This window comes from Streptococcus milleri (assembly GCF_900636525.1).
Taxonomy (GTDB): domain Bacteria; phylum Bacillota; class Bacilli; order Lactobacillales; family Streptococcaceae; genus Streptococcus; species Streptococcus hominis.
Genome location: NZ_LR134288.1, coordinates 1,324,733 through 1,345,954 on the forward strand (window position 1 = coordinate 1,324,733; position 21,222 = coordinate 1,345,954).

24 protein-coding genes, 1 pseudogene and 1 riboswitch are annotated in these 21,222 nt (G+C 37.8%); of the genes and pseudogenes, 6 read left to right on the forward strand and 19 right to left on the reverse strand.

Going from position 1 to position 21,222, the window contains the following annotated elements; translation table 11 throughout:
- Window positions 1-47 precede the first annotated feature (47 nt).
- Window positions 48-656 carry a GyrI-like domain-containing protein gene (locus tag EL087_RS06450; RefSeq protein WP_126407569.1) on the reverse strand — a complete coding sequence of 203 codons (609 nt, stop codon included), beginning with the start codon at window positions 654-656 and terminating at the stop codon, window positions 48-50.
- A gap of 360 nt (window positions 657-1,016) precedes the next feature.
- Between EL087_RS06450 and EL087_RS06455 the strand changes: the two genes are divergently transcribed.
- From EL087_RS06455 to EL087_RS06465, 3 genes are all read left to right on the forward strand, one after another.
- Window positions 1,017-2,141 (forward strand): PTS sugar transporter subunit IIC, encoded by a 1,125-nt coding sequence (locus tag EL087_RS06455; RefSeq protein WP_126407571.1) that lies wholly within the window; start codon window positions 1,017-1,019, stop codon window positions 2,139-2,141.
- A gap of 75 nt (window positions 2,142-2,216) precedes the next feature.
- Window positions 2,217-2,666: an NUDIX hydrolase gene (locus EL087_RS06460; protein ID WP_126407573.1), complete on the forward strand. Its 450-nt coding sequence runs from the start codon at window positions 2,217-2,219 to the stop codon at window positions 2,664-2,666.
- 63 nt (window positions 2,667-2,729) lie between these two features.
- The gene (locus EL087_RS06465) at window positions 2,730-3,029 is read left to right on the forward strand and encodes a DUF1827 family protein (RefSeq protein WP_003023675.1); all 300 of its coding nucleotides are present in this window, start codon (window positions 2,730-2,732) and stop codon (window positions 3,027-3,029) included.
- Between the two features lie 71 nt (window positions 3,030-3,100).
- On the opposite strand, the gene EL087_RS06470 is transcribed toward EL087_RS06465, so the two are convergent.
- The 8 genes from EL087_RS06470 to EL087_RS06505 form a co-directional block, all read right to left on the reverse strand.
- Window positions 3,101-5,155, reverse strand: coding sequence for a cation:proton antiporter (locus tag EL087_RS06470; RefSeq protein ID WP_126407575.1), 2,055 nt, complete (start codon window positions 5,153-5,155; stop codon window positions 3,101-3,103).
- A gap of 11 nt (window positions 5,156-5,166) precedes the next feature.
- On the reverse strand, window positions 5,167-5,421 hold the full coding sequence (locus tag EL087_RS06475; RefSeq protein WP_003041513.1) for a hypothetical protein: 255 nt from the start codon (window positions 5,419-5,421) through the stop codon (window positions 5,167-5,169).
- A gap of 12 nt (window positions 5,422-5,433) precedes the next feature.
- Window positions 5,434-5,982: a class I SAM-dependent methyltransferase gene (locus EL087_RS06480; RefSeq protein WP_126407577.1), complete on the reverse strand. Its 549-nt coding sequence runs from the start codon at window positions 5,980-5,982 to the stop codon at window positions 5,434-5,436.
- A complete protein-coding gene (locus tag EL087_RS06485; RefSeq protein WP_126407579.1) occupies window positions 5,976-6,920 on the reverse strand; it encodes a TIGR01212 family radical SAM protein in 945 nt (314 codons plus the stop codon). The genes EL087_RS06480 and EL087_RS06485 overlap by 7 nt, the downstream gene beginning before the upstream one ends.
- A gap of 41 nt (window positions 6,921-6,961) precedes the next feature.
- Window positions 6,962-7,288: an MGMT family protein gene (locus tag EL087_RS06490; protein WP_003030222.1), complete on the reverse strand. Its 327-nt coding sequence runs from the start codon at window positions 7,286-7,288 to the stop codon at window positions 6,962-6,964.
- Between the two features lie 30 nt (window positions 7,289-7,318).
- Window positions 7,319-7,969 carry a phosphatase PAP2 family protein gene (locus EL087_RS06495; RefSeq protein ID WP_003030223.1) on the reverse strand — a complete coding sequence of 217 codons (651 nt, stop codon included), beginning with the start codon at window positions 7,967-7,969 and terminating at the stop codon, window positions 7,319-7,321.
- On the reverse strand, window positions 7,959-8,522 hold the full coding sequence (locus tag EL087_RS06500) for an ECF transporter S component (RefSeq protein ID WP_126407581.1): 564 nt from the start codon (window positions 8,520-8,522) through the stop codon (window positions 7,959-7,961). The genes EL087_RS06495 and EL087_RS06500 overlap by 11 nt, the downstream gene beginning before the upstream one ends.
- 148 nt (window positions 8,523-8,670) lie before the next feature.
- Window positions 8,671-8,895, reverse strand: a riboswitch (FMN riboswitch).
- 68 nt (window positions 8,896-8,963) lie between these two features.
- Window positions 8,964-9,476 (reverse strand): tRNA (cytidine(34)-2'-O)-methyltransferase, encoded by a 513-nt coding sequence (locus EL087_RS06505; RefSeq protein WP_003041332.1) that lies wholly within the window; start codon window positions 9,474-9,476, stop codon window positions 8,964-8,966.
- A 362-nt stretch (window positions 9,477-9,838) separates the two neighbouring features.
- On the opposite strand from EL087_RS06505, the gene trkA reads away from it, so the two are divergent.
- The 3 genes and pseudogenes from trkA to EL087_RS06520 all read left to right on the forward strand — a co-directional run bounded on the left by trkA (window position 9,839) and on the right by EL087_RS06520 (window position 14,246).
- Window positions 9,839-11,188 (forward strand): Trk system potassium transporter TrkA, encoded by a 1,350-nt coding sequence (trkA, locus tag EL087_RS06510; RefSeq protein ID WP_126407583.1) that lies wholly within the window; start codon window positions 9,839-9,841, stop codon window positions 11,186-11,188.
- Window positions 11,189-11,191: 3 nt separating this feature from the next.
- Window positions 11,192-12,631, forward strand: coding sequence for a TrkH family potassium uptake protein (locus EL087_RS06515; protein ID WP_126407585.1), 1,440 nt, complete (start codon window positions 11,192-11,194; stop codon window positions 12,629-12,631).
- Between the two features lie 381 nt (window positions 12,632-13,012).
- Window positions 13,013-14,246 (forward strand): annotated as a pseudogene (locus tag EL087_RS06520) (aminoacyltransferase).
- 366 nt (window positions 14,247-14,612) lie between these two features.
- On the opposite strand, the gene EL087_RS06525 reads toward EL087_RS06520, so the two are convergent.
- The 10 genes from EL087_RS06525 to racE all read right to left on the reverse strand — a co-directional run bounded on the left by EL087_RS06525 (window position 14,613) and on the right by racE (window position 21,141).
- The gene (locus EL087_RS06525; protein WP_022526607.1) at window positions 14,613-15,098 is read right to left on the reverse strand and encodes an acyl-CoA thioesterase; all 486 of its coding nucleotides are present in this window, start codon (window positions 15,096-15,098) and stop codon (window positions 14,613-14,615) included.
- Between the two features lie 347 nt (window positions 15,099-15,445).
- The gene (yidD, locus tag EL087_RS06530; protein WP_126408159.1) at window positions 15,446-15,700 is read right to left on the reverse strand and encodes a membrane protein insertion efficiency factor YidD; all 255 of its coding nucleotides are present in this window, start codon (window positions 15,698-15,700) and stop codon (window positions 15,446-15,448) included.
- Window positions 15,700-16,425 (reverse strand): pseudouridine synthase, encoded by a 726-nt coding sequence (locus EL087_RS06535; RefSeq protein ID WP_126407587.1) that lies wholly within the window; start codon window positions 16,423-16,425, stop codon window positions 15,700-15,702. The genes yidD and EL087_RS06535 overlap by 1 nt, the downstream gene beginning before the upstream one ends.
- Window positions 16,412-16,978, reverse strand: a complete 567-nt coding sequence (gene scpB, locus EL087_RS06540; RefSeq protein WP_049513982.1) for an SMC-Scp complex subunit ScpB — start codon at window positions 16,976-16,978, stop codon at window positions 16,412-16,414. The genes EL087_RS06535 and scpB overlap by 14 nt, the downstream gene beginning before the upstream one ends.
- Window positions 16,971-17,681 carry a segregation/condensation protein A gene (locus EL087_RS06545; RefSeq protein WP_003029967.1) on the reverse strand — a complete coding sequence of 237 codons (711 nt, stop codon included), beginning with the start codon at window positions 17,679-17,681 and terminating at the stop codon, window positions 16,971-16,973. The genes scpB and EL087_RS06545 overlap by 8 nt, the downstream gene beginning before the upstream one ends.
- Window positions 17,681-18,412 carry a site-specific tyrosine recombinase XerD gene (xerD, locus tag EL087_RS06550; protein WP_003029966.1) on the reverse strand — a complete coding sequence of 244 codons (732 nt, stop codon included), beginning with the start codon at window positions 18,410-18,412 and terminating at the stop codon, window positions 17,681-17,683. Before xerD ends, EL087_RS06545 begins: the two co-directional genes overlap by 1 nt.
- Window positions 18,409-18,870, reverse strand: a complete 462-nt coding sequence (gene cbpB / locus EL087_RS06555) for a cyclic-di-AMP-binding protein CbpB (protein ID WP_003023640.1) — start codon at window positions 18,868-18,870, stop codon at window positions 18,409-18,411. The genes xerD and cbpB overlap by 4 nt, the downstream gene beginning before the upstream one ends.
- Window positions 18,867-19,388 carry a metallophosphoesterase gene (locus EL087_RS06560; RefSeq protein ID WP_126407589.1) on the reverse strand — a complete coding sequence of 174 codons (522 nt, stop codon included), beginning with the start codon at window positions 19,386-19,388 and terminating at the stop codon, window positions 18,867-18,869. Before EL087_RS06560 ends, cbpB begins: the two co-directional genes overlap by 4 nt.
- On the reverse strand, window positions 19,364-20,350 hold the full coding sequence (locus EL087_RS06565; protein WP_126407591.1) for a nucleoside-triphosphate diphosphatase: 987 nt from the start codon (window positions 20,348-20,350) through the stop codon (window positions 19,364-19,366). Before EL087_RS06565 ends, EL087_RS06560 begins: the two co-directional genes overlap by 25 nt.
- Window positions 20,347-21,141, reverse strand: coding sequence for a glutamate racemase (gene racE / locus EL087_RS06570; protein ID WP_126407593.1), 795 nt, complete (start codon window positions 21,139-21,141; stop codon window positions 20,347-20,349). The genes EL087_RS06565 and racE overlap by 4 nt, the downstream gene beginning before the upstream one ends.
- Between the last annotated feature and the right edge of the window lie 81 nt (window positions 21,142-21,222).

Below are 21,222 nucleotides of genomic sequence, written 5' to 3' on the forward strand. Positions count from 1 at the left end.
TTAGACATGAAAGTCGCTCCTTAGAAGTCTAGGGAGTGACTTTTTAATTACTGAACACTGTATCTCAAAATTGTCTTTAGTTTCTCCGGAGCGGTGCGATTTTTATTGTTCAAATAAATTTCACGATGATATGCTGTACAGCGTTTTAACCCATTTTCTTGACAGAAAGCATCCATTTTCGCGAAGGTCTGTGGCTCATCGTCAAATGGTCCTACATGAAGCATTGCAACGCTGCTTCCTTCACTTATTCGTTCAAAGCGAATCTCATTATAAAACGGATTTGGTTTTTTCACTTTTACTTTTGCGAGAGCTGTTTCAACTATTTCATTTGTAATAAACTCTGGCTGGGCAATCATAATCGTATAAACTAAGTCGTCTTTTACCAAAGTCTTCTCTGATTCTGTTTGCTGCCAAATCCCTTCCAAAGGGTAAACGGTAAAATCAGTAAATTCCTGATGGTGAGCAGTTTTTTTATACTCCATTTTAATCGCATAAGCGAGGGAATAAAGAGCAGAAACCCTTTCTGAAAAGTCAGCTTTATTTGGATTTCCTTGACCATTTAACATGATAAATGACTGCACAGGATGTTCAATGACCACAGGAGTTTTTGGAACTTGATAAAGTTTTTTATCTAATTTTCTCCATTCATATTTCATTTGTTTGCTCCTTTCATTTTTCTATCATGAGTATAACAAAAGAAACTTGTCGCTTGATGTCAACTTTTATATAAAAGTAAAATTTGTTTGAAGATTTTTCTTCTGTTTTTTTCAAAATAATCAGAAAATTTCGATTTTTCTATTGTTTTTTTGGAATAAGATGTTATAATAGACAACAAGAAAAATAAAAAAGGAGTTACGTTATGTTGATGATAGCTATTATTATCATTATTTATAGTATTTTATCAAGGCGTAGCTACCGTTTTAAAATGGGATAATCATCTCCGTTTTTACATGACTCCGCCTTATTCTCATTTGAGATAGGGCGGATTTTATTTTTCAAAAATAAAGGAGTTTTTTATGACAAAAGAAAACACAACCGCATCACTTACCCCTAAATCATTTTTGCATAAAGTTCTAAACGGAACCGCAATTGGTGTTATCGTAGCCTTGCTGCCTAACTGTATCTTTGCCATTATTTTCTCTTTAGACTTTTTCAAAAATAATGCTTTCTTTGCAACTTGGAATGTGGCTAACGTTCTTTTCCAAGCCACTTTATCTGCCGTAATTGGAACGCTGGTTGCCTTGGAATTTAATTTCAAAGGAATGAAAGCTGCGCTTCTAGCAGCCATTGCTTTTGTTAGTTCTGGTGCTTCTAGCAAACTAGCTGGAGCAACGGAGTTATTAGGATATCTCCAAAAGCAAAAAGCCCCTGCTGAAATTACCGCAACTGCAAACAAAATGGTTACTGGATTCTACACGACTGGTACAGGGGACATTATCAATGTCATGCTAATTTGTGCCCTCAGCGTCCTCGTATTGCTCTGGCTAGAAGGAAAATTTGAATCCTTTAATTTTGTTCTTCTTCCAATCGTTGGATCGCTTCTTGCGACTGTGGGGCTATTCACACTTCCTTATGTCAAAATGATTTCTAGCTTAATCGGGCAAGGAATCATCTACTTTACGGATCTTCAGCCTTACCTAATGAGTGTTCTCATCTGTGTTACTTTTGCTATCTTAATCGTGGCTCCAATCTCAACTGTTGCAATCGGTCTTGCCATTGGACTAAATGGACTCGCTGCTGGTGCTTCTGCTATGGGGGTCGGAACAACTTGTATCGTCCTTGTTGTTCATTCATTCTTTGTCAATAAACCTGGTGTAACTGCTGCTGTTGCCCTTGGTTCAATGAAAATGATGATGACCAATGTCTTTGAACATCCAATCTCTTATGTTCCTATCATTGCAACTTCTGCTGTAACTGGGCTATTGGTTCCCCTCTTCACCATTACTGGGACACCTGCATCAGCAGGTTTTGGACTCGTTGGTCTGACTGGACTCTTCGCTTCTGTTACAGGCGGACTTTCCATGGGACTGGCAATCTTAGCTTGGCTTGTCATCCCAACAGTTGTTGCCATTCTTTTCCGTCTTCTCTTTGAAAAAGTGCTCAATTTATACACAGCAGATATTTTCAAATTTGAACCTTAAAATGCTTGAAAGCCTTGACAGCGCTTTATTTCTGCATTATGATATTAGTAGCATATAAGAAAGAGTGGAAATGATATGACAGTCGCAACTTTTGGAGAAAAGCAAGAAGGCGTGCAATATGTGAATCGCTATGGCGTTTATGCAGTTATTCCAGATGAAAAGCAAGAAAAGATAATTTTAGTTCAGGCTCCCAACGGCGCTTGGTTCTTGCCCGGAGGCGAGATTGAGCAAGACGAAGATCACTTGACTGCCTTAAAACGTGAACTGATTGAAGAGCTTGGTTTTACCGCTCAAATCGGTCAATATTACGGACAAGCAGATGAATATTTTTATTCTCGCCACCGCGATACCTATTTTTATAACCCTGCTTACATTTATGAAGTAAGCCAATATAAGCAATCGCAAGCACCTTTAGAAGATTTTAATCAGCTCGCCTGGTTTCCAATCGAAGAAGCTATTTCCAAGTTAAAACGTGGCAGTCATAAATGGGGAATTGAAATGTGGAAAAAGAATCATAAAGTATGAGAAATTGTTCACATTTTTTATGAAAAAGTGCTATAATAGGAATAGAATATAGGAGGAAGTCAGATGAAGCTTATTAACACGACAAACAGCCATGCACGCCTTGTACAAAGTCAATTAGAAAGTACAGATGCTACACTAGTTGAGACTTTTTCCGCTGGAAATACAGACGTCGTCTTTACGCAAGCACCTTTTCATTATGAAATTCTGATTTCAAATAAACACCGCGCCATTCGCGAACAAGAAGTTGAAAAAATTCGAGAATTTTTTCTGAAACGAAAAATTGATACAAAATCGATTGACGCTTCTCGAATTAAGACACTCTATTCAACGAACCTCATTGAAATATCCATCCCAACTAAATAAGCCTTGACGGGCTTATTTTTTTTGTTTAAAAAAGAGTGAATTCGCAACTAAGTGCTCAATCCACTCCCGTTTTATTTCTGTCTGACATAATTCATCATGTCGTATGGTAATGTATTGGCGGTTTCTTTGAGAGAATAATTTTCTAAATTATTGACATTTTGACGGAGAAATTTTGCATAACTAGCTGAAATCAGCTTTTCGTGTTCGTATTCAAAAATAATCTTCCGCTCCAAATAATAACCTCGCAGCATTTCCTTGATATTATTCGGTTTGATACGCGTGATAACCCGCTCAATAAAAGCACCGCTTTCAATAATTGCTGTCTCACGGATACGCGAATCTTGCAAGAAATTGATAAGCGCAGTATTATAAACACCCTTCAGATTTTCTAAACTCCCGATAATTACTTCTGTATTGGCTAGATACAGTTCGGCAATCTCTTCTCTTTCAGCCTTACTAGGCTTTGCTCTATCTTGATTGAGCCAATTACGGAAAGTAGAGCCAAACGTAACAATCTCATGTAGCAATAAGCGAGTCATTCTGAAAAAGCTAATCAAAAAATAAATGAAGCGCGAAGCAAGATTGCGGTTGATTCTTTGCTCCATATTCCATAAATAACGTTGGTAAATGGAATAGGCACGGTTACTCATTTTTCTTTCTTCGTAGGCTTGTTCCAAACCGTCACTTTCAATACTCAGCATCAGCAATTGTAAATCTGTCAAATCTTTTTGAACAGATTTGCCTTCCTGCTCCAGAATAAGATGCTCGATTCGTCCATGATAATTATCAATAGCCGCATAAAGCGGAGCTTTGACTTTGGTATGCTTCAAATCTTCTTCTAATTCTTGGACAACGTCATTTAAAATAGCAATATGCATGAGGTAGTCTGATGATTCTTCCTTATTTTCTGATAAACGAGGCAACACTACCAGTCCTGTCAAAAAACTAAGCAATGTAACTCCAGCCACCAAGAAAAGCAAAAGAGGATATTCCTGCTCTAAAGCTGTTGGAATCAAGAGAATGGTTGCAATGGATACGGTTCCTTTTACGCCTGAAAAAGTTAACAGAGCAATATCTCTCCAATATTTCGACATTTTCTTTTTCAAACATAGGCTTCTCCAGAAATAAAAGCCATAAATCATGACAAAACGAATGACAAATAGCACAATCGTCAGCAAAAGAATCGTCAGAAGGAGCCAGAGATTATCATAAACTGGGCTTTTCAAAATGGGTTCAGCTATCGTTTCCAACTCAATTCCTAAAATGACAAAGACCGATCCATTCAGCATAAATGTGACAGTTTGCCAAATCGTATCTGTCACGGTATCAACTTGAGCCTCTAATAAAGTAATCCTTTTAAAACGACTAGCCTTAAAAATCCCTGCCACGACAACTGCAATAATCCCTGATACATGGAGTTCTTCGGCTAAAAAGAATGTCAGCAACGGTAAACTTAATTCTAACAACAACTCTCCTGCTGTGTCTGAGGCTCGCACCGTATACAGCAGCTTTTGCAACTGACGATTTAAAAAAGCAGTTAGACCACCCACAATAAAACCGCCAATGATTGAAAGGATAAGTGAGGTGCTGGCTTCCTGAGCTGAAAATTTCCCTGTTGTCCAAGCCGTCAGGGCAAATTGAAAGGCAACCAACCCGCTCGCATCATTTAGCAAGCCCTCCCCTTTCAAAATATTTTCTACACGTTTTGGAAAGGTAAAGCGCTCAGATAAGGACGCAAAAGCCACTAAATCAGTCGGACCCAAGGCGGCTCCAACCGCGATACACGCTGCAAGAGGAAGGGACACCCATAGCCAATGTGACAAAAAGCCAAGACTCAGAGTTGATAGAAAAATAACTGGAAAAATCAGATAAACAACAATCTTCCAGTGCTTAAGAATACTGGTAATATCGCTTTCTTCTGCTTCTCGAAACAGTAGCGGCCCAATGATTAAAGCTAGAAACAGCTCCGTCTCTAAATGAAACGTTCCAACTGGAATGAAAAAGCCCAAGCCAATCCCTAATAGAATTTGTATGAGTGGCGTCGGCAAGCTTGGAAATAGCTTGTTGGTGGCATTTGAAACAATCAGAACAGATAAAAAGATAATAATATAAAGGAGTAAATCCACATTTTCCTCCTTTATTTTTGTTTACAGCATTTTTCAAAAAGCATCTTCTGCTCGGAGATTTTTTGCTCAATTTTCGATAAATCACGATGTTCAATCATTTTTTGACAGCGCTCCATTTCAAGATTGACTAATTTTTTCTTAATCCGAAGCATTTTTTTGCTCATCTGCACATCATTTACTTGCTTTGCTAAGATTTCTCCATTGGTTGAATCTAGATATTGACTACGCAAGCAGTTCAATTTTTCATGTAGATATTGCTTATCCATTTTTCTCTCCACTTAAGTCATTTTTAATTTCTCAATCATCACTAAAAAGGGGGGCTGATTGATTTGGTTGATTGTTTTATAAAGGGCGACAGTAAATTCCTGCTGCGGCAATTGACTGACAAAGTCTAAAACTGCATCTCGCTCCACATCACCACCTTCATGCCCATAATAAATCATGATTGCAATCCGACCGCTAGTTACTAAACGCTGACATAATTTTTCTAAGGCCTGTATCGTTGTATGTGGTTGCGTAATCACTGTTTTATCTGCCGACGGAAGATAGCCTAGATTAAAAATAGCCGCTTTAATACTTTCAACGTATTGATCCACATTTTCGTGACCTGTCAAAAACAGTTCAACATTGTCCAATTTAGCTTCTGCCAAGCGCTTGGTGGTTTGCTCAATGGCTTGCTCTTGAATATCAAAAGCATAGACTTTTTTAGCCAATCGTGCCAAGAAAAGCGTGTCGTGCCCATTGCCCATAGTGGCATCAACGACGATGTCTTCTTTGGTTACGATTTCTGATAAAAAAGCATGTGCCATTTGTAATGGTCTTAACATATAAATCGCTGCTCCTTTGCCTTACACCCTTGAACACTGCCACGATGGTTCATTTCTTGCTCAATCGCATTTAGCACTTCCCATTTATTGAGACTCCACATAGGGCCAATTAACATATCTCGTGGCGCATCCCCTGTAATTCGATGAATGACGATATGTTTAGGGATTATTTCTAATTGATCACAGACAATAGAAACATACTCATCTTGGCTAAGCAGCTGCAAGCGTCCTTCATGATAATCTCGTTGCATGCGTGTGTTGGTCATTAAATGCAAAAGATGTAATTTAATCCCTTGAATGTCATTGTCTGTCACACAGCGGCGAACATTTTCTATCATCATTTCATGAGTTTCACCAGGCAAGCCATTGATTAAGTGGGAGACAATCTCGATTTTTGGAAATTTCCGCAGACGTTGAACCGTTTCAACATGTAATTCATAGGAATGTGCGCGGTTAATCAATTGCGAAGTAGCTTCATAAGTCGTCTGCAAGCCCAGCTCTACCGTCACATGCATGCGTTCAGACAATTCTGCTAAATAGTCAATCGTTTCATCAGGTAGACAGTCTGGCCTAGTTCCGATATTGATACCGACAACCCCTGGCTCATTGATAGCTTGCTCATATCGCTCACGAATGACCTCCACCTTATCATGGGTATTGGTAAAATTTTGAAAATAAACTAGATATTTCTTGACTTCAGGCCATTTGCGGTGCATGAAATCAATTTCCTTGTAAAATTGCTCACGAATCGGTGCTTCTGGTGCTACAATGGCATCACCTGAACCAGATACCGTACAAAAAGTACAGCCACCATGAGCTACCGTTCCGTCTCGATTAGGGCAATCAAATCCCGCATCGATCGGAACTTTAAAGGTCTTCTCTCCAAATAGTTTTCGATAATAAGCATTTAACGAATTATATGGTTTCATAACTTCCATTGTACCACAAAATAAAACAGAACTCGCGCTCGGAGTTCCATTTACACTTTATTCATGTCAATTGGCTTCCATTGGTGCTTTTTCAAATCCACACAGCCATTCGTTTTAAAAGTCACTCCTTCAGCCCAGAGGAGATGTCGCTGATCTTCCCATGCTGGTGCTAAGCGTCCTGCTGCATTGACCACACGGTGGCAAGGAAATTTTCCATAAAATTCTGCTTGAGACAGCACGCGCCCCACTAAACGAGCATTTCTTTCTCGCCCTATCAAATGTGCAATTTGTCCATAGGTAGCCACTTCTCCTACAGGAATCTGCTCAACTATTGACAAAATTTGAAGAATCAGACGTTTATCTAAAACTTTTACCACCCTGCCTCCTCTAAACTGTCTGCTAATAATCTATTTTTGCTTTCCTGCAAAACGCCATTGGAAGCGCACCTTATCATAGTATGGAAATTCAATATATAAAATCCCCACTCCTAATAAAGGGCTTCCTAAAACATCTGTCGGATGATGCACACCCAGATAAACACGTGACATTGCAATGAGAAGAATCATCGTAATCAATAAACCTTGCAATAAACGTTTTGTCTGTACGGTTTGCACTCGTTGGCTAACAATAATCAACAAAGTACCAAAGATTAAAGTCGAAGCCAAGGCATGTCCGCTTGGAAAAGAAAAACCACTTTCTACCACTAAATGTTGAAGTACAGGACGTGGACGTTGATAAACGCCCTTTAATAACTTGACCAACAATCCTGTTAACACCAGATTGCCTCCCAACAGCAAAGCCTCACTCCACCATTTTTTATAAAGGAAAATCCCAAGTAAAAGAGCAACCCAAGTTACAATAACAGGAGTATTGATCAGACTGGTCAAGCTAGAAAAAAACACGGTCAATGCATGTGGCAAATTGCCACGCAAAGTCGTTTGAAGTAGACTATCAATTCCTTTTAATTGACCTGAATGAAACTTAACAACGTATCCTAGAATTACAAAAAGCAAAAGGGCAAAAGAGCCCTTGGTTAAAAAAGTTTGTTTATTTTTCATATTTGATTAAAATCGGTTTTAAAAGCAAATGAATGAGCCAGAAGGCAACTGCAAAAACCACACCTTCTAATAGATTAAATGGAATGACCATTGCAAATAGATAGTTTGCCACGCCCAGAATCTTTGAAATATCAAAATTAGCAAATGTTGCATAGAGTGGAATAGCATAGGTATAGTTGAGAATCAGCATTGCCAAGGTCAATCCGAGCGTCCCCACCACAGAAGCGATTAGAAAACGAACGGTTGTCTGCTCTTTTTTCCAAATCAAGGCAAAAGCAATTACGAAAACAGCAACCGCAATGATATTCATCGGCAAGCCAATATAAGTATTGACGCCTTGATTGTTCAGCAGCAGTTTGAGAGCTGAACGAACCAATAAAATACTCAAAGCACCACCTAAATCCAGCACCACTAATCCCAGTAGGATTGGTAAAATACTGAAATCTAGCTTTAAAAAGCTAGCCCCCGGTAAAATCGGGAAATCAAAGAACATCAGCAAAAATGAAATTGCTGAAAGAATGGCAACAACAGCCATTTTGCGTGTATGTGTCATAACAGGTTCCTCCAATTTATAAAAATTAGAGAAGCTGGAAGGCTTGCTGAAGAATGGTTTCTCCAAATCAACGGAACCTTTGAAATAGTATAAGAAAATCTCCTTAAATAAAATTTAAAAGCTGTAATTTTAGACCTTCTTCATTGCCTTTCGTCTTCTCCCATCCAGACTGTACTGTCGGTTGTGGAATTACACCACATCAGCTTACGCTCGCGGACTTAAAACAGCTATCCAGTTGGCAAAAATTTTGTTTTTAAATGAAGTGGCACTACAAAGATATACCATGAAACTCCAACGCTATATAAAAACAAAAGATTGTCAACGGCTGTAAATTACCGCCGGTCGGGAATTTCACCCTGCCCTGAAGACCCTTTAATCATAACAAAAAAAGCCTGCTAGAGCAAGCATTTTATCCGATGTCGTCCATTCTTTTAAGAAATCCTATTTTAATTTGTCATGTGCATAGTGATGTACTAGCTCCAAACCTGCAAAACTCTGTTGCCGCAAGGCTTCATACACCAGCATACAGACTGTATTTGACAAATTCAAACTTCTGACATGTTCATCATTCATCGGAATCCGCAGGGCTTTTTCAGAATGAGCACGCATAAAATCTTCTGGCAATCCCTTATCCTCACGCCCAAACATGAAATAGTGATTTCCAGCAGTTGCAAAATTTTCTTCTGCATAAACTTTCTCCGCAAACTTAGAAATCAAATACAATTGTCCGTCCATTTTACTCATGAACTCTTCTAAATTGTCATAATAAGTGATGTCCAGCTTATCCCAATAATCCAAGCCAGCTCGTTTCATCTTACGGTCATCAATCGGAAATCCCATTGGTAAAATGATATGAAGAGGAGAATTGGTCGCCGCACAAGTCCGTGCGATATTTCCTGTATTTTGAGGAATTTGTGGTTCAAAAAGAACAATGTGATTTTGAAATGTTGTCATATCTTATAGCCTTCTCATCTATCTTAGTGAACTGTGATTGCTACCAAGCAAAAAAATAGCCACGCTGCCCGGAGTCAAGCTCAGCAGACAGCATGGTTTAAGGCTCATTAACTTACATCACAACAGGTTTGAGGTAAATCAATGAGGGTACTTTCTTAGTATATCACTTTCTTAGCATATGTCAACAAAAAAAGCTTTATTTTTTTATATTTTCTAGATTTATATGACGAATTTTCAAGTTTTATCTTTTTATTTTCAATTACTAGACTCTTCTGAATAAAATATCTCTTTTTCTTTCTTCAAAACGATGAAATTTTTGCAAAAAAAGGGTATGATAGAGGGGGATACTTGGGAGGTATAACATGAAAATTATTGTCGTTGGTGGCGGTAAAGTAGGCTCTGCACTTTGTCGTTCACTTGTGGCTGAAAAACACGATGTGATTCTCATTGAGCAAAACGAAGCCGTACTGAATCGCATCACCAAGCGTTATGATATTATGGGCATTGTTGGTAACGGTGCCAATTTTAAAATTTTAGAGCAAGCTGATGTAGAGCATTGCGATATTTTCATTGCCATGACAGAGCATGACGAAGTCAATATGGTATCAGCTGTGTTGGCAAAAAGAATGGGAGCAAAAGAAACGATTGTCCGAGTGCGCAATCCAGAGTATTCTAATTCTTATTTTAAAGAAAAAAATATCCTTGGTTTCTCTCTCATAGTCAATCCTGAATTACTAGCAGCACGCTATATTGCAAATATCATTGAATTTCCAAATGCGCTCTCTGTTGAGCGATTTGCCAATGGACGCGTCAGCTTAATGGAATTTAAAGTTAAGCAAAATAGTGACCTTTGTCAGATGACCATGTCTCAATTTCGCAAAAAATTTGGCAATGTCTTGATTTGTGCCATTAACCGCAATGGACAATTGCTCATTCCAGACGGTGAAATTACCATTTTGCAGAATGATATTATCTATGTCACCGGAAATCGGGTAGAAGTCATTCTTTTCCATAATTTCGTGCGACCCAAAGTCATTAAAAGTTTAATGCTCATTGGTGCAGGAAAAATCGCCTACTATCTACTTAATATTTTAAAAAATAGCAAAATCAAACTAAAAGTGATTGAAATCAATCCAAAGCATGCTGAATGGTTTAGTCAAGAATTTCCACATTTACATATCGTTCAAGGTGACGGTACTGCAAAAGATATTCTTCTGGAAGAAAGTGCGCAGCACTATGACGCTGTTGCCGCTTTGACTGGTGTCGATGAGGAAAATATCATTTCATCTATGTTCCTTGAAAGCATGGGTGTGCAAAAAAATATCACGAAAGTCAATCGGACTAGCTTGCTTGAAATCATTGATAGTCAGGAATTTTCAAGCATTGTAACACCAAAGAGAATTGCTGTTGACACGATTATGCACTTTGTCCGCGGACGTATGAATGCTCAATATTCTGATTTACAGGCCATGCACCACCTTGCCAATGGACAACTTGAAACTCTGCAATTTCAAATAAAGGAAGAAAATAAAATGACTGGAAGACCACTTTCCAGCCTCAAACTGAAAAAAGGTGTCTTGATTGCTGCCATTATCCGAAATGGAAAACCTATTTTCCCAATGGGGGAAGACCACATTCAAATCGGTGACCAAATCATCGTCACAACTCTGATCCAAAATATCACACAAATATATGATTTGTTAGAGAGGTAAGCCATGAATAGAAGTATGATTCGTTTCCTCCTCTCAAAATTGTTAATCATTGAAGCAGGGTTACTGCTAATTCCACTCATTGTAGCGTTTATCTATCATGAACCCAATCAAAACCTGCTCTCAATTTGCACCACAATTGGTATTCTCTTAGCAGTCGGATTTTTAGGTATCTCTTTTAAACCTAAAAATCATCACATTTATGCCAAAGAAGGGGTCCTGATTGTCGCCTTATGCTGGATACTTTGGTCCTTTTTTGGAGCTCTTCCTTTTGTTTTTTCGGGACAAATTCCTCATCTCATTGATGCTTTCTTCGAGATCAGTTCAGGCTTTACAACAACTGGAGCTTCAATCTTACCAGACGTTTCTGTTTTGTCGCATTCCCTCCTCTTTTGGCGCAGTTTTACCCACTTAATCGGAGGTATGGGAGTACTTGTCTTTGCTCTTGCTATTATGGAAAATAATAAAAATAGCCATTTGGAAGTGATGCGAGCAGAAGTTCCTGGTCCTGTTTTTGGGAAAGTTGTCTCTAAATTAAAGGACACTGCACAAATTCTCTATTTGCTGTATTTAGCACTTTTTGCTATTTTTGTAGTGATTTATTATCTGGCAGGAATGCCTTTATTTGATAGTTTTATCATTGCCATGGGAACAGCGGGAACAGGAGGTTTCGCAGTTTACAATGATGGTATTGCTCACTATAACAGCTCTCTCATTACGTATCTAGTCAGTTTTGGAGTACTTATCTTTGGAGTGAATTTCAATCTCTATTACTTTTTACTATTGAGGAAATTTAAAGCATTCTTTGGCGATGAAGAATTGCGAACTTATCTCATTATTGTAACATCTGCAACTGTATTCATCTGTCTCAATGTTTTCCATATTTATCAAAATCTTTCCCAGACCTTAGAAGTTTCTCTTTTTCAAGTATCTAACATTATCACCACTACCGGTTTTGGGCTTGGTGACATTACATCTTGGCCACTCTTTTCTCAATTCATCCTTCTCATTCTCATGTGCATAGGAGGGTCCGCTGGTTCAACCGCCGGCGGTTTAAAGGTGGTTCGTTGCTTAATGCTGGTTCGCATTGCTAAAAATCAAGTATTGTCCACCCTATCACCAAAGCGGGTATTGACTCTGCACGTCAATCATAGTGTCATTGACAAAGACACCCAGCATAAAATCTTAAAATATCTTGTTCTGTATACGATGATTATCATCTTTCTCATTTTTATCGTCAGTTTAGACAATAATAACTTGATGACAGTCGTCAGTGCTGTTCTTAGCTGTTTCAACAACATTGGACCAATGTTAGGAACAACTGATAGCTTTGCAATCTTTGGTCCTATGTCCAAACTTCTACTCTCTCTTGCCATGATCGCAGGGCGTTTAGAAATTTACCCAATGATCCTGCTCTTTATGCCACAGACATGGTCAAAACGATAGCATATCGCCTGAAACTCACTGGTCATAGAACTAACATCTCAGACTGTAGACAAATCACCATTTTGGTAGGTTTGTCTTTTTTTTTAGTGGAAATGCTTCTTTGCTAATTTTTTATTTTCTTTTATCAGCTAAGTCATAAATAAAATCCGTAAGAAACCTAAATTTCCTACGGATCTCGTTTGTATATTCTTTTATAAATACAAGATTTTGTAAGTTAACAGTCTCACAATGTTAAAATTCAAGAGCAAATATTTTGACATCATTAAATTCATAATGACAAGATAATTAAAAATAAAAGCGATGTCAAATAAGAAATAATTTTATTCTGTAGCTTCACCAGCTTTGTTTATTAAACTACAAAAGCTCAAGGAGTACAGAACAATGCCTTTAGAAGTAATTACTAAAGAAGTATTTAAACAACATTATCAAAAAGCGAAACGAAAATCTTTTATCCAATCAGTAGAAATGTCTATTCTATTGAAAAAAGAGGGTATAATGTTGAGTTCATTGGCTTCTTTACTAACAATCAATTACAAGTATCAGCATTATTATTTAGTGCAAAAATGGCAGGTGGTCTATACCTAGAAATCAACTCTGGACCTGTTGTTACTAATTATGAGTTCTTACCTAAATTTTTTGAAGAATTAAAAATCTATGCAAGAAAGTTAAAGGCTATGGAGCTTGTTGTAAAACCTTATGATATTTATCAAGTCTTCAATAGTAAAGGTGAGCCTATTAGTACAGAAAAGAAGGAACTTGTATCTATGCTCACCAACCTGAATTACCAATTTGATGGCTTACAAAAGGACTATCCTGGAGGTGAAGGTGATTGGCATTTTGTAAAAGACCTAAATGACTTAACAGAAGAAACGTTGTTAAAATCTTTTACTAAACAAAGAAAATCATTAGTAAAAAAGCTAAAACATTTGGTATAGAACTGCATAAACTTAAACGTAATGAGCTTTATAAATTTAAGCAGATTACTTCATCAACTTCTGAACGTCGCAACTATAATGATAAGACTTTAGATTATTATGAAAAATTTTATGATAGCTTTGGAAACAATGCAGAATTTATCATAGCTAGCATAAATTTCAAAAATTATTTGGAGCGTCTGCAAAGTAATCAGGATGAATTATCCAAAAAAATAAAACAACTACAAGCTTATCTAGAAAAAAACAATCACTCTCCTGAAAAAAAGTTGAATCAAATTCGAGAATTATCTAGTCAATTCGAAACGTTTGAAATACGAAAAAACGAAGCATACCAACTATTCAAAAAGCATGAAGACGAAAGTACAATATTAGCTGGCAGTCTTTTTATATACACTCCCCAAGAAACGGCCTATCTCTTTTCTGGATCCTATCCTGAATTTAACAAATTCTACGCACCTGCTCTTTTGCAAGATTATGTAATGCGAGAATCAATCAAGCGAGGTATTCCCTGTTACAACCTTTTGGGTATTACTGGTCATTTTGATGGTTCTGACAGTGTACTTCGTTTTAAATAAAATTTCAATGGTTATGTCCTGAGAAAAATGGGAACTTTTAGATATTATCCTTCCCCGTTTAAACATATAACTATTCAAATAATTAAAAAAATTTTAAATAGATAAATCCTAAAATACCTTCCATGGTTTTGCTACACTTGCTTAAAAAACCATGCAAACCAATATAAAATCTTCATTAGGTGTGTAATCCTAGTGAGATCTTTGTGATTAGTAATTTATTGTGTTCATCTCAAAAAGCAACAATAATTCTTACTCATTCTCCGCTGAGATTGGTTTACTATCTACTTCTTATCAGATAAGCTATGATGATTCTATTTAAACACAAAAAAGAATGTTAGAGACAAACTAACATTCCATAATTTTTCACTCTGATTATATTATAGAGAAAGCATTTTTGCACTATTTAAAAGTTTACCGTATAGGAACTAAATGAAACAACAATTTAGTGCGTAGTCTCATCTTCGAAACATACTACATGTTATCTTTCACTGCGATTGCTACCATTCTAGCTTTGGCACGCACCTGACCCGCTACTGTCATCTCCATTGCCACAATGGCTTTTCTTTGGCCTAGTTCTTCAAGTCGAGAGATGACCGTAATTTCCTCATCAATGGGCGTTGGACTTTTATAATCTATTTCCAAGCGAGCTGTGATAAATCGTCCAATGACCGTTTCTTCTGTCAAATCTAAGCCCTTATTTTGATGAGCAAACCAGGCTGCTGAAGCGGTACCATGACAGTCAAAAATCATGGCAATCATACCGCCAAATAGATTAGCTGGAACACCACCGGTATACTGTTGAGCTGGTGTTATCTTGCTAATGCAGCTAGTTCCGTTTAGACTAGGATAAGTTTTTAAATGCAAGCCTGACTCATTCTTAGGACCGCATCCCCAACAATGCCGGAATCGCTCACCATAAGTATCTTGAATGGCAATATTTCTTGTTTCCAAAATCATTTGCTCTCCTTTTTAAGATTAAATTTACAAGCGTTTTCATGATTATTATATCAGTCTTTAAATGAAGAGTAAATACGAAGTAGATTCAAGATATTTTAATCGTTCGTCTAAGCTGAATTTATAGAAAAGATAGTTAGATTTCACACAGCGAATGCCTTTAAAACTTTTCAATTTTCATTGAGTATGAGATGAACCGGCAACAAAAGGCCAGCGAGAAATACAAAAAACGAGCAATTTTGATTTTCTGTTAGTTAGAATGTCAAAATTGTTCGTTTTTCTTATTTGTACTATTAAGTTATAGTATTTTATAAAGAATCTCTGGTTGCCCCTTTTATAGAGTAAGCGTCTCAACCTCTTTCTTTGTCTTCTGCATAGTTACGCTTCAAGCTAAATACATCCGGCACAGGATCATCTCCTCCTTCTGCCCAAGGATGACAACGCAAAATACGTGCTGTTCCCATTAAGACACCTTTAGCACCGTACTTTTCAATCGCTTGAATCATATAATTTGAACAAGTCGGCTGATAGCGACAAGAAGGTGGAAAGGCTGGCGAGATAAACTTTTGATAAAAACGCACTGGTGCGATAAAAATTTTTTTCATCATTTTTTCTTCGTCACAGCTAGGTTATGTAACTGGCTGACCTCTTTTTTATTGAGACGGCGAGCTTCACCCGGACGAAGTCCCGTTAAATTCAAATGACCGAATTGCGTACGAGAAAGTTTATCTACTTGCAAACCAACCGCTTCAAACATCTTTTTCACTTGATGATTTCGTCCTTCATGAATGGTCAACTGGACAACCGAACGATTCTTAACCGGGTCTACTTTCAGAATTTCGTAAACCGCTGTTTTGGTTTTTTTGCCGTCAACTTCCACACCTTTTGTCAAGGGACGGAGAACTTCTTTATCAGCCACCCCCTTGACACGAGCTACATAGACCTTATCAATTTCATTTCTAGGATGAATCATCTCATCTGTAAAATCGCCATCATTTGTCAAAATCAAAGCACCCGACGTATCCCAATCAAGTCGACCAACTGGATAGATTCTCTCTGTGACATTTGGCAACAAATCAACCACCGTTGGACGACCTTTGTCATCTGTCACGCTAGAAATGACACCGCGAGGCTTGTTTAAGAGATAATACACTTTTTCTTCATTGTAAATCGGCTGACCACTAACCTCAACACGATCACCTGACTTGATCGTCGTTGCCAACTCACGAACAACTTGTCCATTCACAGTGACAAGCCCTTGTTTTATCAACTCTTCTGCCTTTCTACGGCTTGCAATCCCAGAATGGGCAATATATTTATTGATTCTCATCCTCTATCCTTTCGGTAAATAGCTGACTTTCTTCTGCTATTAACTCTGTTTCTTCTACTATTGGCAATTCTTCTAAGCTATTGATTCCCATATAATCCAAAAAATAATCCGTTGTCACATAAAGATTTGGGCGCCCTAGCACTTCTTTTTTTCCATTTTCACGAATCAAGTCAAATATCTGCAACTTTGAAATCGCACCACTAGAATTGACTCCACGAATCTCATCCACTTCCACTCTCGTAATGGGCTGCTTATAAGCAATAATGGATAAGGTTTCCAAGGCAGCCCTTGATAAACTTTGATTGATTGGTGCTTTTGAATATTCCCGCAACAATTCAGCAAACTCTTGCTTGGTAACAATTTTATAAGTATTCGACGTCTCTAACAAGGCAAGACTCGAATCTTCATCTTTTTGATACTTTTCTGCCAATTTCTCCAAGCTCTGTGTCACACCTGTCGGAGGTATAGAGAGGAGCTCTGCTATTTGACGGACCCGCAAGCCGTCTTCGCCCGCTACAAAGAGCAGGGCTTCAATCTCTGCTAACTTACTCATTTCTTTTTCCTATTAGATAAATATTCCCAAAATTTTCTTCTTGCATTACTTGGATTTCTTGGACTTTTACTAGTTCCAATGTCGCTAAAAATAAGGTAATCACTTCATTCATATCTTTTGTTTCTGAAAAAATGGCTTGCAGAGCAATTTTTTCTTGAGAATAACAACGCTCACGTATCACATCCATCATGTCTTCGATTTTATATTCATCTTTAACAATCGTTGTATGACTTTGAGCAAATTCTTCTCTTTTTTGCGTCATCAATTTAGAAAAAGCCAAAAACAAATCAATCGTTGTCTTATCATGGAGCAATGTTGCATCTTCATACACCAATTCAATTTTAGGTTTAGAATAATAAAGAGCTCGTTCTTCATGTTGCTCCGCCATTTTCTCACCTAACAATTTGAATTTCCGATATTCCTCAATTTGAGAAAGCAAATCTTGCTCCAAATCTTCTTCAGCTTCTAAGCTATCAGCTACTTTTGGCAAGAGTTTTCGGCTTTTAATCAACATGAGCTGACTTGCCATAACCATGTATTCTCCCGTCACTTCTAACTTCATTGCTTGAAGAGTCGCCACATAAGCCAAATATTGCTCAATGACCTCTGTAATCGGCACATCATAGATATCCATTTGATATCTTGACACCAAATGAAGCAATAAGTCCAATGGGCCTTCAAAATCTTTAATTTTTATGTCCATTATCTGTATTTTTCTAATGTCATCATTGTTTTCAAGCCTAAATTGCGCGCAATTTCATACAATTCAACACCTTGCTCTCGCTGACGTAAAATATATTGCTCTCGCAAACTCTGAGCTGATAAAGTAGCTTGATTTTTTTCAATCAAAAAAGCTTCTAATTGACGAAAGCCCCATTGGCGCGAATAGCTTTTCCCATTCTTTTCTAACAAATAAGTTCCTTCCAGAGTTGTTTCCAGTTCTCCAATCAACTGGTCTGGAATGGGCACAATACGCTTTTGACCTGCTTTCTCAATGCGAATAATCTGAAAATCCAGATTGACATCTGCTACTTTCAACTGTAAAATTTCGCTTGGTAAAAGCCCCATTTCTAAAATGAGAAGCGCAATCAAGCGACCGTTGTATTGATTTGTATCTGCATAAAAATCAGACAAATCCAAAATTTCCGCATCGTGTTCTTTCGGAATACCAACTTTTGGCAACTCCAAACGATAAAAGTCTGAAATCAACCGTTGCTTGTATAAATAATGCAAAAATTGATTGATAGCAGATAGTTTTCGTTTCTGAACAGATGGTTTGAAGTCAGCAATAGAAGCTTGGTAAATCCGCAGATTGGTCTCTGTAATTTTTGCATGGGTCACATCTATGAATTGCTCTAAATCATAAAAATAAGCTGTTTTTGAATTCTCAGATAAATTTTTTCCTTCTAAAAAGGTTGTTATTTCTTCTTTCATTTTGGATGAATCTCGTATTCATTCGCAAAACTATGCAAAAGGGCATTGACCGCTTTTAAGATAGATTTGCGTGTAATAATTCCTTGAAATGTATTGTCCTGATCAACGACTGGCAAGAAGGACTCGTCTACTAACTTATGCAATACTTCTGTCAATGTAAAATCTGGACCAACTGTCAGGTCATCTTTTTTTGCCATGTGAACAATATCCGTTGTCATAAATTCCTCATCAGGAATTTCATGCTGCATTTGGTAAGACAAGATATCTGTCAGCGAAATAGTTCCAACAAACTTCTTTTGATCTGTCACCACGGGTACTCGTGAGTAGGTCATCTGACTCAACAACAAAATAGCATGATCAGCATTGTGAGTATCAATCAAAACAGCTAAGTTTTCTGCCGGTGTTAAAAAAGTATCTTCTTGCTGTAAGAGAAAATCTTCAAATTCCTTAGCAATCATCGAACAAACTCCTTTGATAGGCGAGAATAAAGTTCATGGCTACGCGTGTAATAGTCTACTTTAAACATATCATCTGTAATTTCTACTTTAGCATACAGTCGCTCATTGATGACACCGCGCGGTTGACTGATAGAGCCGGGATTTAAAAAGAGTGTTTTTCCTTCCATCCACGCATCTGGAATATGCAAATGCCCATACAAACAAATATCTGCGTTTACCTCTTGTGCCCAGAGAGCCAATTTTTGAAAACCAAAATTAATCTGTTGAAGGTGACCATGAGTTTGTGCGATAATCGTTCCGTTTAAGTCCGTCACTAAACGGTCTGGATAACCACCATAGAAATCCATGTTCCCAGCCACAACGTAAATTCCTTGCCACACTTCATCATCACTAGGCAACTCAGAATCACCGTTATGAAAAATAGCATCTACTTCCCCAAGATAACGATGTTTTATCTCTTCCACAATGGCACGATTGCCATGAGAATCACTCATTACGATGATTGTTTGTTTTTCCATGCTGGAAATACCTCCACTAATTTTTGAACTGCTTGAGCTCGATGTGATTGAGCGTTTTTTTCTTCCATTGTTAATTCAGCAGATGTTTTACCTGTTTCGCCTACTAAAAATAAAGGATCATAGCCAAATCCATTTTCGCCTTTCGGCTCAAAATTGATATAGCCCGACCAATCAGCCTCTACGACCAGACTTTCTTTGTCAGGACTTGCCACTACCAGAGTGGTATGAAACTGTGCAGAGCGGTCTTTCAAGTCGAAAACCATTGCTAATTCATGCAGCAATTTTGCATTGTTTTCTAAGTCTGTTGCATTATTTCCAGCAAAGCGAGCAGACCAAACTCCAGGCAAACCGCCTAGTGCATCTACTTTTAAGCCTGAGTCATCCGCCAATACCATTTTGCAAGTCAGCTTAGAAATGGTCTCTGCTTTCAAACGAGCATTTTCTTCAAAAGTCATTCCAGTTTCTGCTACCTCTGGCAAATCAGGGTAGTCATTCAAGTTTTCAATTTTGTAACCTAATTTTTCAAATATTTTACGAAATTCAGCAGTTTTTCCTTCATTGCGAGTAGCGACTAAAATCGTATCTCCGACTGTCAAACCTGACAAGTCTTTCTGAGAAAAGAAATCATTCAGCTGAACCCCATTTTTAGGCAAATGCACTAAAACTAACTGTCCCTTTTCCGTAATCAGAATAGCACCTTTATGAAATTGTGCCTGAAACTGTGAATCTTGGTTCTCGTTAATCATTTGCAAGACAAATTGAACAAAAGACATCATGGAGTTATATTGAATCACTGCAACAGAAAAAGACTGCTCTTCAACTACTAATTGACGGAGCTCTTCTTCCATGCGACTGAGTTCTTCCGAATCAACATCCTTAAAATGGAAAGTTCCGCCACGAGAAGACCATTCTCCAACATACCAATCTTGGGTATCTTTATACTCATAAATTTTGCTACTCATAAGGTCACATGCTCCACATTTATTTCTTTGTTTAACCACGTTTCTGCAATTTCAGCAAAACTTTTTGCATTTGCTGTGGTAAAAAAGCGGTGTTGAGGAAGTTCTCCTTCTCTGCTGTGATTGATTTCAAAATAATTAAGCAAGACAGAAATGTCCCGCACACACTCTGCTCCACTATCAATCAATTTCACAGTTGGTCCCATTACATTTTGAATGATTGGTTTTAGCAAAGGATAATGCGTACAGCCTAGCACTAAAGTATCTACCTTGCCTTTTAACGGCATCAAGCTCTCATAGACCACTTTTTTCGTAATGCTAGACGACAGCTCGTTAGATTCTACCAGTGGTACAAACTTGGGACAAGAAAGACTTGTCACCTCCACTTCTGGTAAGAGACGCTCGATTTTTTGCCGATAAATATCTGATTGAATCGTCATTGGCGTTCCAATAATGCCAATCGTCCCATGTTGAGAAGCTTTAATTGCTGCGCTAGCTCCCGGTAAAATCACTCCCAAAACTGGAATATCCAATTTTTCTTTGATTTCTTCCCAAACCACAGCAGTAGCTGTATTGCAGGCAAGAACAATCATTTTGACATTTTGGGTTAAAAGAAATTGCACTAATTGCCATGTATACTCGCGAATCTGATCTGCTGGTCTTGGTCCATAAGGCGCACGCGCAGAATCACCGATATAAATCACTTCCTCATGTGGAAGCTGCCGCATCAGCTCGCGAACAACTGTCAAACCGCCCACACCTGAGTCTAAAAAACCAATTGGTCGATTATCCATAAGTTCTTCTTTCTAAAGAAGGGACTGGGTGCAAGTCCCAAATCCCCATTCATTTATCTCTTTAAAAATCAAATTTTATAC